Consider the following 11,235-nt stretch of genomic DNA (forward strand, 5'->3'; position numbering starts at 1 on the left):
CCATTCCCGGCAGGTCGCGGTCATCGTTCAGCTTGGCCGGCGGATTCTCGGGGTCGTCACCCTGTATGCGCGGGTCGGTGTCCCGTGGCATGGGCTTTTCGATCGGGTTCAGGGTGCTGTCGACCCCGGGCTGTGGCGCCGGGTTGTGGGGGTCGTCGGGGTAGACAGCACACGCCAGGCCAACGCCGCCCCGGTAGGAGCGAGCGTAGCTCGCGATGGGCTGCAGAGCAGCCCCCGGCGGCAAGCGCCGCGAAGCTGAGACGTTGGGGCCGCTGCGCGCCCCATCGCGAGCTGCGCTCGCTCCTACAGGGAATTCGCGATGCAGTTAGGCTGGCGCGGCGAGAGGGATAGGCTATCAGCGCTGTGTTTCGCCGCTACCCTGACGGCCCATGCCCTCCGAGCCGCTGCCATCCATTCCCGGCAGGTCGCGGTCATCGTTCAGCTTGGCCGGCGGATTCTCGGGGTCGTCACCCTGTATGCGCGGGTCGGTGTCCCGTGGCATGGGCTTTTCGATCGGGTTCAGGGTGCTGTCGACCCCAGGCTGTGGCGCCGGGTTGTGGGGGTCGTCGGGGTAGGTTGGCCCGGTGCCGATGGCCAGGGCCAGCGGCGAGGCGAGCAGGGCGGCAAGCAGAAGACTTGAACGGGTCATGGCAGGCTCCTTTGCTTCGGGCAGGGCATGTACCCCTTTTGTCCCTGCCCGAAGCCGCAACGTGCCAGCCCGCCGATCAGCGGTCACACCACCGTGGACAGGGCCATGATCAGGATGATGCCGACGATCGACAGGATCGTCTCCATCATGCTCCAGGTCTTGAAGGTTTCGGCCACGGTCATGTTGAAATACTGCTTCACCAGCCAGAAGCCCGCATCGTTGACGTGGGACAGAATCAGCGACCCCGCGCCAGTGGCCAGCACCAGCAGCTCACGGTTCACCCCCGGCACCAGGTCGATCACCGGCGCGACGATGCCAGCACCGGTGATGGTGGCCACAGTGGCAGAACCGGTGGCGATGCGGATCACCGCCGCCACCAGCCAGGCCAGCAGGATGGGCGAAATCTGGGCTTGCACGGCCATTTGCCCGATCACGTTGCCCACGCCGGTGTCCACCAGCATCTGCTTGAAGCCGCCACCGGCGCCGACGATCAGCACGATCGCGGCGGTTGGCGCCAGGCTCTGGTCGAGCATCTTCATGATCTGCTGGCGGCTGAAGCCGCGCGCCGAACCAAAGGTGTAGAAGGCCAGCAGCAGGGCCGCGAGCAGGGCCGTGATCGGGTGGCCGATCAGGTCCATCCACTGGCGCACGATGTGCTCGGCAGGCAACACCACGTCGGCGAAGGTCTTGAGCAGCATCAGCACCACCGGCAGCAGCACGGTTACCAGGGTGATGGTGAAGCTGGGCAGGTTGCTTTGGTCGGACTCCTTGGCGATCTGGTCCATCAGTTCCTGGGACGGGTTGCCCGGGATATGGCGAGCGATGAAGCTGCCGAACAGCGGGCCGGCAATGATCGCGGTAGGCAGCGCCACCAGCAGCCCATAGAAGATGGTTTTACCGATGTCGGCGTGGAAAATGCCGATCGCCAGCAGTGGGCCCGGGTGCGGTGGAACCAGGCCGTGGACCACCGACAGGCCGGCCAGCAGCGGGATGCCGATCTTGATCAGCGACACGCCAGAGCGCCGGGCGACGATGAACACCAGCGGCACCAGCAGCACGAAGCCGATTTCGAAGAACAGCGGGATGCCGACCAGGAAGGCGGCGCACATCATGGCCCAGTGCACGTTCTTCTTGCCAAAGGCGCGGATCAGCGTCTGCGCGATCTGGTCGGCGCCGCCGGAGTCGGCCATCAGCTTGCCAAGCATGGTGCCCAGGGCGAGGACGATGCCGACGAAGCCGAGCACGCCGCCGAAGCCGTCCTGGAACGACTTCATCACCTTGGCCACCGGCATGCCGGAGGTCAGGCCGAGGAACCCGGCAGCGAGGGTCAGGGCGACGAAGGGGTGAACCTTGAAATGGGTGATCAGCAGAATCAGCCCGACGATGGTTACCAGGGCGTCGAGCAGCAGGTAGGTGTCTGTAGCCAGTCCGAACATGGTTTTGAGGCCTCGGTCTTATCGTTGTTTTTGGCGTTGCGTTAATAGAGCAGTTTTTTGGAACTTTCGCCGCGCTTTGGCGTCGAGACAGCGCTGTCTTTGGTGAGCGGGAAAACCGCCGGGTCAGGCAGTGTGCGCCAGGTCCTGCTCACCGCAGGGCTTTAGCCAGGTGTCGACCGAGGCGGCAAGTTCGATGATTGGCCGGGTAGCGTCCAGGGCCAGGGTCAGCGGCTCGCCGTGGGGCGCTTCGAGGGCCGCGAACTGGCTGTCGATGAGGCTGGCCGGCATGAAGTGGCCGGGGCGGGCCAGTACGCGCTTTTCTGCTTCGGCGGGGGTCAGTTCGAGGAACACGAAGGCCAGTTCCGGCATGGCGGCGCGCAAGGTGTCGCGGTAACGGCGCTTGAGCGCCGAACAGGTGAGGATTGGCCGTTCGCCAGCCTTCACCGTGGCTTGCAATTCCTGGCCCAGGCGCACCAGCCAGCCGGCACGGTCGTCATCGTCCAGGGGAATGCCGGCGCTCATCTTGCGAATGTTTTCGGCAGGGTGGAATGCGTCGCCTTCGATCAGGCGACCGCCGCTCTTGTGGGCAATGGCCTCGCCGACGCAGCTTTTGCCGCAGCCGGCCACGCCCATCACCACGATGGCGGACAGGGGAGAATTCATCAGTACCTCCTGCGGGGTGAGACAGCGCTGTCTCGCTATGAACGAAACGCCACCTCCCCGGTGTTATTGGTCTTGTCCTCACGCAGTATGGACGCTTGGCAGGGTGCGTGTAGTCGCCACTACCAAAGATTACATTGCCTGCATCCTGAGACAGCGCTACCTTAGTGGCCGTTCCCCATTCCTGCAAGTAGTAAAATTACAACATTCATGTCGCGCACAGGCTCTCGCACCACCGGTCGTCCCACTCTGGCGGAAGTTGCCAGGCTTTCCGGGGTTTCCCCGATTACCGCTTCGCGCGCGCTGCGCGGGGTGAGCACGGTTGCCCCGGAGCTGGCGGAAAAAGTCGCTGCGGCCGCGGCGGCGCTGGGCTATGTCGCCAACCCCGCGGCGCGGGCACTGGCCTCGGCGCGCAGCCATTCGGTGGTGGTGTTGATCCCGTCGCTGTCCAACCAGCTGTTCATCGACACCTTGGAGGCCATTCACGAAGTGATGCGCCCGCGCGGGCTGGAGGTGCTGATTGGTAACTATCACTACGACAGCGAGGAAGAAGAAAACCTCATCCGCAACTACCTGGCCTACCAGCCCTGCGGCATGCTGCTCACCGGCTTCGACCGAAGCGACGCGGCGCGGCAGATGCTGGCCGCCAGCGGCGTACCCTGCGTGCACATGATGGAGCTGGGCGGCGAGGCGGGCGCCTTGTCGGTGGGCTTCTCCCAGCAACAGGCCGGCCGCGCCGCAGCGCAGCACCTGATCGAGCGTGGCCGGCGGCGCCTGGCGTTCATCGCCGCCCAGCTCGACCCGCGGGTGATGCAGCGCGCCGAGGGTTTCCGCCAGGCACTGGCCGAGGCCGGCTTGCAGGCCACCGAGCTGGAAATGCTGACGCCGCAACCGTCATCCATTGCCCTGGGCAGCGAGCTGTTCAGCCAACTGCTGGCCCAGGCACCGGACGTCGACGGCATTTTCTTCTGCAACGACGACCTGGCCCAGGGCGCGGTGCTGCAGGCGTTGCGCCAGGGCGTGGAGGTGCCACGCCAGGTCGCCATGGTCGGTTTCAACGACTTGCCAGCGTCGGCGCACATGGTGCCGCGCCTGACCTCTATCCGCACCCCCCGGGCCGCTGTTGGCCGGGGTGCAGCCCAGGCCTTGCTGGCCTTGCTCGATGGCAAGCGGGTGGCCACCGAACAGCAGGACCTGGGGTTCGAGCTGATGGTGCGGGAAAGCTCATGAGCCTTTTATCGCCTGGGCCGAGCAGACTAATTACAAGGTGATATTAGATTGCTTGCATGGCGACGGCGCCGATCTATGCTCAGGAAACCCTGCGCATAGAGGATGCCGGCGTCATGTTCGACTTCCACAATAAATCCGACTTGCTTGAGCTTCAGCGTGCTCGCCAAGCCCTGGCCGACAGCCAGGCCAAACTGGCCGCGATCAGCCGTTCAATGGCGATGATCGAGTTCGCCCCTGACGGTACCATCCTCGATGCCAACAGCCAGTTCTGCCAGGCCATGGGCTACGCGGCCGATGAACTGCGCGGCAAGCATCACCGGCTGTTCTGCGATCCCACCTACGCCAAGAGCGCCGAATACCAGCAGCTGTGGCGCGAACTGGGGCAGGGCAAGGCCATCAGCGGCACCTTCGAGCGGCTGAACAAGGCTGGCCGGGAGGTATGGCTGGAGGCCAGCTACATGCCCGTGCTCGACGAGCGCCAGCAGGTCACCAGCGTGATCAAGGTGGCGTCCGATATCACCCAGCGGGTGCAGCACGAGCACGAGAGCGAAAGCTTGCTCAAGGCCATTGGCCGCTCCATGGCGGTGGTGGAGTTCACCCCCGAAGGCCGGGTGATGAAAGCCAACGACAATTTCCTGCTGACCATGGGTTACCGCCTTGAGGAAGTGCTGGACCGCCATCACGGGTTGTTCTGCTTGCCCCATGAGCGCGAATCGAGCCACTACCGTGAGTTCTGGGCCTCGCTCAACCGCGGCGAATACCATTCGCACCGCTTCGAACGGGTCAACAAGCAGGGGCAGACGGTGTACCTCGAAGCCTCCTACAACCCCATCTTCGACAGCAAGGGCCGCCTGTACAAGGTGGTCAAGTTCGCCAGCGACATCACCGCCCAGGTCAGCACCCAGCAAAGCGCCGCAGAGGCGGCCCATGCCAGCTCCGTGCAAACCGATGCTTGCGCGCGCAAAGGCTCGGAAGTGGTGCAGCAGACGGTGGAAGTGATCGAGCAGATCTCCCATGAGCTCAATGACGCCGCGCGCACCATCGATGCGGTGAGCAAGCAGTCGGACGTGATCGGTCAGATCGTGCTGACCATTCGCGGTATTGCCGACCAGACCAACCTGCTGGCGCTCAACGCCGCCATCGAAGCGGCCCGCGCCGGGGAGCATGGCCGCGGCTTCGCGGTGGTCGCCGACGAAGTGCGCAGCCTGGCAGCGCGCACCAGCAAGGCAACGCTGGAGATCGTCGACGTGGTGCGGCAGAACCATGACCTGTCACTGACCGCCGTGGCCAGCATGCAGTCGAGCCTGACCCGCACCGGACGAGGGGTGGCGTTGGCCAACGAGGCCGGCACGGTGATCATGGAAATCCAGCAGGGGTCGCGGCATGTGGTCGATGCCATCAGCCAGATCAACTCGACGTTGCAATTGCACTAAGGGCTTCGGCCAGTTCCTGCTGCAGGGCCTGCAGGCTGGCATCCAGCCGCAGGTGCAGGGCATGGGTCGGCAAGCCGTTGGCCAGGGCCTGCTCCAACGCCTCGCAGTCGCTGGCCAGGCCACGCACCCTGAGCATTTTGGCACCGCCCTTGATGCGGTGGGTGATGGCATGCAGGGCGCCCTGCTCGGGCGCAGCGCCCAGGGCGCGCAGGGTGGCCAGGTCTTCACTGGCGCTTTGCGCCACCTGTTCGAGCAGGTGCCGCGTCAGTTGCAGGTCGCCTTGGGTCAGGTGCTGCAGTTCGTTGAGGTTGAAGCCGCTGGCCGTGGCCACTGGGGTGTCAGCAACCGGGTGTACCTGGGGTAGATGGGCTTTCAGGGTACGCAGGCCGATGGGCTTGAACAGGCAGTCGTCCATGCCACTGGCCAGGCAGCGTGCGCGCTCCTCGGCCTGGGCATTGGCGGTGACGCCGATGATCCGGCAGGCGCGCAGGCCAAGCGCCTTTTCCTGCTGGCGGATGGCACGGGCCAGCGCGTGGCCATCCATGACCGGCATGCTGCAGTCGGTCAACAGCAGGTCGAAGTGTTCGTTATGCCACAAGGCCAAGGCCACCTCGCCATTTTCGGCCAGCTTCACCTGGTGCCCCAGGCTCTTGAGCTGTTTCTCCAGCAGCATCAGGTTGGCCGGGTAGTCGTCCACCACCAGGATGTGCAGGGGTTCGGCGCTGCCTTCCTGCGCGGGTGCGTCCGCCTCGATGGGGGCCGGCGCCTGGCTGGCCGGCAGCTGCAGTTGGACTTCGACCCGGGTACCGACGCCTTCGACGCTTTGCAGGGTCAGCGTGCCGCCCATCAGCTCGGCCAGCGAGCGGCTGATTACCAGCCCCAGGCCTGCGCCCTGGCTGGCCCGTGGCCCGTCGGCCTGGGTGAAGGCATTGAACAGCCGGGCCTGGTCGGCAGCGCCAATGCCTATGCCGCTGTCGCGCACATGCAGCACCAGGTGCAGGCTGTCGCCACGGCGGGTGCTTTGCAGGCAGGTGTGAACGTCGCCGCGGTCGCTGAACTTGATGGCATTGCTCAGCAGGTTGGACAGGATCTGCTTGAAACGCAAAGGGTCGGCCTGCACCCAGATCGGCTCGTCTGGCAGCTCGCTGCGCAGGTGCAGGCCCTTGGCCCGGGCGTTGCCGTCGAACACCCGTATGATGCTGCGCACCAGCTCGGCCAGGTCGGTGGCCACGGGGTGCAGGGTCATGTGGCCGGATTCGATGCGGGAAATATCCAAGGTGTCGCCGATCAGCCCTAGCAGGCCGACGGCCGAATCATGTGCGGTTTGCAAGGTTTGCGGGTCGCTGCGGCCGGCCTGGCTGTCTTCGACCGCCAGTTCCAGCAGGCCGATCACCGCGTTCATCGGCGTGCGGATTTCATGGCTCATGGTGGCCAGGAAGGTGCTTTTGGTCTGGCTGGCCTGTTCGGCTTCGTCCTTGGCCTGGCGCAGTTGTTCGAGCAAGCCGCGGCTCAGGCTTAATTGCGCCTGCAGTGCCCGTTGCGCCTCGGTGCGCTGGTGTATCAACTTGCGCAGGTAGCTGTTCCAGAACACCACGCCCGCCAGCAACAACGCCGACAGCACCAACACCTGCAAGGCCAGGGCGCGGTAGTTGCGCCACGGCCCGTCGCTCACCAGGGTGCTGCTGCGCCAGCGGTTGACCAGTTGGTCCAGCTCCTCGGGCGGAATGCTCAGCAACGCCTTGTCGAGGATAGACTGCAGTTGCGGTTGGTCCGGCGCCACGGCAAACGCCGCAGTGGCCGGGTCGTCTCCCAGCACGCTGGCGATCTTCAGCCTGCCCTTGAACACGTGGTTGAGGTAGTAGCTGGCGTTGATGTAGCTACTGTAGGCGACATCGGCTTCGCCGTTGGCCACGGCTTCCATCAGGCCCAGGGGGTTGTTCACTTCCACCACCCGCGCAGTGGGGTACTGTTGCTGCACCTCGGCGCGCAACGGCGAACCGCGCAGCAAGGCGACCCGTTGCCCGTCCAGGCTGCTGCCGCGCAGTGGCCAGTTGGCCTGTTGCGCGGTTACCAGCACGCGCGGGCTGACCAGGTAGGGGCGGGTATAACGCAACAGGCTCGCACGCCCCTGGCCATAGCCCAGCGCACCGATCATCTGCGCGTCGCCGCGCCCGACCTGCTCGACCATCTGCTGCACCGAGTCACGGCTATGGAAGCTGAACTGCAGCCCGGTGCGCAGGCTGATCTGCTTGAGCAGGTCGACGGTGATGCCGCTTGGCTGCTGCTGCGCATCGTTGAAGGTCAAGGGCGCCAGCGCGGGGTCGATCAGTACGCTGACGGTCGGGTTGTGGCTGATCCAGGCCTGCTCTTCGGCGCTGAGCGCCGAGAGGTGACGTTCCAGCAGCAGGCTGGTATTGCCGCTGGTCCAGCGGCGCAGGATACCCAGCCGCTCGCTTTCGCTGATTCTGCCCAGGGCAGCGTCCACCAGGCGGATCAGCCGGGGGTTGTCCTTGGCCATGGCGAACGAGAAGGCACCCGGCGGCGCGGGGGAGAAGTGGTCGATCTTCATGGTGCCCTGGTAACTCTTGCCAATCAGGTAATCGGTACTGATGGCATCGCCCAGGTAAGCGTCCGCCTCCCCGAGCCCTACGGCGGCCAGCCCGGCCAAGGTCGAGCGGTACAGGCTCAATTGGGCAAGGGGGTAGAGCTTGCGCACGGCGTCGCTGGGCAAGTAGTGGTCAACCATCGCCAGGCGCAGGCCGGCCAGGGTCGGGTCATGCTCGAAGTCGCGGTCCTGGCGGGTGGCAATCACTGCCAGGTCGTCGGCGTAGGGCTGGCTGAGGCTGACATGGGCATCAGCGGCTTCGAAGGCATTGGAGCTACCCAACAGGTCGATCTTGCCTTCATGCAGGGCGGCCATGGCCTCGCTGCGGCTGGGGTAGCGCCGGACCTCGATGGGGATGCCCAATTGTTCGGCGATCAGCCCGGCGTAATCGGCAGTCAGGCCTTCATAGTCGCCCAGGCTGACGTTGATCTCGAACGGCGCGTAGTCCGGGCGCGAGCTGCCCAGGCGCAGGGCACCGCGTTGGGCCAGCCACTGCCGGTCGGCTTCGTTCAATTGCAGGGGCTGGGCGGCGCCGGTTGCGCGTGCCAGCAGGTGGCGGGGTTCGCCATCGACCGGCGCGGCCTGCGCCTGGCAAGCAAGGCCGATGGCCAGGAACAGGCTGGCCAGCAATCGCATCATGGCGGCCAACCGCTCAGTAAACGTGGTTGCGTTTGGCCAGGTCTACCATCTCGACCAGTGATTCGGTCTTGAGTTTGTCCATGATGCGCCCACGGTAGGTGCTGATGGTCTTGGCGCTGAGGTTCATGCAGGCGCCGATGTTCTTGTTGTTCTCGCCGCGGGCCAGGCGCCTGAGCACTTCCATTTCACGGTTGGACAGGCTGCCCAGGCGCATGGGTTCGCTGTCGAGCGTGTTGCTGTTGACCGACATCTGCGGGAAGGTCGAATAGCCTTTGATCAGCGCCTTGAGGGCGAAGATCAGCGCTTCGTGGTCTTCATCCTTGGTAACGAACGCACCGATGCCGGCGTCCAGGCAGCGGCGCACATACAGGTCGGTGGCCTGGCCAGTCAGCACCATGATTCTGGGGGCCGATTCCAGTTGCTGCAGGCGCTTGATGACTTCCATGCCGTCCAGGCCAGGCAAGCCGATGTCGAGGATTACCACATCGGGGCGCAATTCCCGCGCAACCTGGGCAACTTCGCTGCCATTGCCGACTTCGCCAACCACCTTGAAACGCTCGCGCTCAAGCAGTAAACGCAGGGAAAGCCGCACGATGGGGTGGTCATCGACGATCAACACAGTGGTCATGTAGGTAACTCCTGTCGGAATGTGGTCCGCTTCCTGGGGTAATTCAGGAATACGTCTGCAAGTTCTTTCGCCTGTGCAGCACGATACGTCCATTCCGGCCCCGTGATAACGGCCAGTATAGTTCTGTTGATTAAGCGGCGGAGTTTGTGGAAAAGTCCTACAAAAAACAGGGGTAAGGCCCTGTTTGATGGCACAGGGCCGGTGTTTATACGGGGTCAATTACACGCGGCATGGGGTTTCAAGGTGCGCTCGGTGGACGCCGGGTTGTTGCGCAGCGCTTGGCCAACCCGGGTAGGGCGTGCCACCAGCTGCCCAGCGCAGTTCGGGCAGCGGCCCTGGAAGCGGCCTTCGGCGCAGGTGCGGCAGAAGGTGCATTCAAACGAGCAGATCAGCGCATCGGGGCTGTCGCCGGGCAGGTCGAGGTCGCAGCATTCGCAGTTGGGGCGTAGCGCCAGCATGGGCATGACTCCGGTTCAGGGGGATGCCCGGAGTCTGCTACGGCGCCGCTTTACTTGGCAATGCTCAGTTGCCGGGGCGATAGAGGTGGGCGTGGCCGGCGCGGTAGAGGGCCGAGGCGGCGAAGGGGGCATCGCCCAGCACGTGGCCGACGAGGATCAGCGCAGTGCGCTTGAAGCCCTTGGCGGCCACTGCCTCGACGATGTTGGCCAGTGTGCCGCGTACCCAGTCCTGGTCGGGCCAAGTGGCGCGGTGCACCACGGCGATCGGGCAGTCGGCGCCGTAATGCGGCAGCAATTCGTCGACGATGCGCGGCAAGTGTTTCACCCCAAGGTGAATGGCCAGGGTGCTGCCATGGCGGGCCAGGTCGCCCAGTTGCTCGCCAGGCGGCATCGGTGAACTGTCACCGTAGCGGGTGAGGATTACGGTTTGCGCGATGTCCGGCAAGGTCAGCTCGCAGCCCAGTAAGGCGGCGCTGGCGGCGGTGGCGGTGACGCCGGGGATGATCTGGTAATCGATGTTGCGTTCGCGCAGCAGGCGAATCTGCTCGCCGATGGCGCCGTACAGGCTGGGGTCGCCACTGTGCACGCGGGCCACGTCCTGGCCTTTGGCATGGGCCAGGCTGATGGCCTCGATGATCTGTTCCAGGTGCAGCTCGGCGCTATTGATCACCGTCTCGGCCTGGTGCCCGTCGAGCACGGCAGCAGGCACCAGGGAGCCGGCATAGATGATCACCGGGCACTGACGGATCAGGCGCTGGCCTTTGACCGTAATCAGTTCCGGGTCGCCGGGGCCGGCGCCGATGAAGTAGACCGTCATGGAAAATCCTTGGGTAGATGAAGCGGACGATTATACGGCGCAGGCCAGGGCAACGGTCGCGTTGCTGGTCGCCTGGCGCGCGACTGCCAGCCTGGCGCTGCCGTGTTGCTGCTCGGCCAGGGCCAGTGCACAGCTTTCGGCAACGCCCCAGCAGCCGCAGTGGGCGTAGGCGGTGGCAGAGCGGTGGCTGAGCAGGGGCTCGAAGGCTTGCAGTTGCGCGGCGTCGAGCAGGACCAGGGGCAGGGCAAGGCGCTCGGCGAGCAGGCGCAAGCCGGGCTCGTCGGCTTTGCGGCTGAGGCTGGCGATGCCGCGCACAGCCGCCAGGGGCAGGCCGTGTTGGGCGAGGACGTGCCGAAGCAGTGCGTCGAGGTCTTCCACCGGGCAGCCGCGGCGGCAACCAACGCCGGCATATAGCGCTGGCTGCAGGTGTGAAGGTGTCATCTGCTTTTTCTATAGAGGGGCCCGGGGGGCGCAGGGCGTAAAGGAGAGCATGGGGCGGTTGGGGAGTCAAATGGCAGGTGGGGATTGGTTTTAGCCTTGTGGCGCCTGTGAAATCGAGCGCCGCCCGCGCGGCGCTTCGCGAGCTGCGCTCGCTCCTACGTTTGTTTCGGGCCAGTGAGTCCTGGGGGATTGGCGCGCGAACGCCTTGGCGCATGGCGCAATATCGCGTCGTACCAACA

Annotated in this window: 10 protein-coding genes and 1 pseudogene; 3 read left to right on the forward strand and 8 right to left on the reverse strand. The window is 65.1% G+C overall.

What is annotated here, in order from left to right; translation table 11 throughout:
• Positions 1-355: 355 nt before the first annotated feature.
• The 3 genes from F3J44_RS29055 to F3J44_RS29065 form a co-directional block, all read right to left on the reverse strand.
• On the reverse strand, positions 356-649 hold the full coding sequence (locus F3J44_RS29055) for a hypothetical protein (protein WP_167277928.1): 294 nt from the start codon (positions 647-649) through the stop codon (positions 356-358).
• A gap of 83 nt (positions 650-732) precedes the next feature.
• Positions 733-2,085, reverse strand: coding sequence for a GntP family permease (locus F3J44_RS29060; RefSeq protein ID WP_167277929.1), 1,353 nt, complete (start codon positions 2,083-2,085; stop codon positions 733-735).
• Between the two features lie 123 nt (positions 2,086-2,208).
• The gene (locus tag F3J44_RS29065) at positions 2,209-2,748 is read right to left on the reverse strand and encodes a gluconokinase (protein WP_167061053.1); all 540 of its coding nucleotides are present in this window, start codon (positions 2,746-2,748) and stop codon (positions 2,209-2,211) included.
• Between the two features lie 207 nt (positions 2,749-2,955).
• Between F3J44_RS29065 and F3J44_RS29070 the strand changes: the two genes are divergently transcribed.
• The 3 genes and pseudogenes from F3J44_RS29070 (at position 2,956) to F3J44_RS30500 (ending at position 5,408) form a co-directional block, all read left to right on the forward strand.
• Positions 2,956-3,975 carry a LacI family DNA-binding transcriptional regulator gene (locus F3J44_RS29070; protein WP_167061056.1) on the forward strand — a complete coding sequence of 340 codons (1,020 nt, stop codon included), beginning with the start codon at positions 2,956-2,958 and terminating at the stop codon, positions 3,973-3,975.
• A 113-nt stretch (positions 3,976-4,088) separates the two neighbouring features.
• Positions 4,089-4,871: pseudogene (locus tag F3J44_RS30495) on the forward strand (PAS domain-containing protein); the annotation flags it as partial.
• A gap of 99 nt (positions 4,872-4,970) precedes the next feature.
• Positions 4,971-5,408 carry a methyl-accepting chemotaxis protein gene (locus F3J44_RS30500; RefSeq protein WP_370526364.1) on the forward strand — a complete coding sequence of 146 codons (438 nt, stop codon included), beginning with the start codon at positions 4,971-4,973 and terminating at the stop codon, positions 5,406-5,408.
• Here F3J44_RS30500 and F3J44_RS29080 read toward each other — a convergent pair.
• The 5 genes from F3J44_RS29080 to F3J44_RS29100 form a co-directional block, all read right to left on the reverse strand.
• Positions 5,383-8,652, reverse strand: coding sequence for a transporter substrate-binding domain-containing protein (locus F3J44_RS29080; RefSeq protein ID WP_167277931.1), 3,270 nt, complete (start codon positions 8,650-8,652; stop codon positions 5,383-5,385). The two genes, F3J44_RS30500 and F3J44_RS29080, sit on opposite strands and share 26 nt — an antisense overlap.
• A gap of 13 nt (positions 8,653-8,665) precedes the next feature.
• A complete protein-coding gene (locus tag F3J44_RS29085; RefSeq protein ID WP_167277933.1) occupies positions 8,666-9,280 on the reverse strand; it encodes a response regulator transcription factor in 615 nt (204 codons plus the stop codon).
• Between the two features lie 215 nt (positions 9,281-9,495).
• Complete coding sequence (locus tag F3J44_RS29090; RefSeq protein WP_167061066.1) at positions 9,496-9,738, reverse strand: DUF1272 domain-containing protein; 243 nt, start codon at positions 9,736-9,738, stop codon at positions 9,496-9,498.
• A gap of 64 nt (positions 9,739-9,802) precedes the next feature.
• Positions 9,803-10,555: a precorrin-4 C(11)-methyltransferase gene (gene cobM, locus F3J44_RS29095; protein ID WP_167061069.1), complete on the reverse strand. Its 753-nt coding sequence runs from the start codon at positions 10,553-10,555 to the stop codon at positions 9,803-9,805.
• Between the two features lie 30 nt (positions 10,556-10,585).
• The gene (locus F3J44_RS29100; RefSeq protein WP_167277935.1) at positions 10,586-10,996 is read right to left on the reverse strand and encodes a cobalamin biosynthesis protein; all 411 of its coding nucleotides are present in this window, start codon (positions 10,994-10,996) and stop codon (positions 10,586-10,588) included.
• Positions 10,997-11,235 lie beyond the last annotated feature (239 nt).

Origin of the sequence: Pantoea sp. Tr-811 (assembly GCF_011752535.1) — a bacterium.
Taxonomy (GTDB): domain Bacteria; phylum Pseudomonadota; class Gammaproteobacteria; order Pseudomonadales; family Pseudomonadaceae; genus Aquipseudomonas.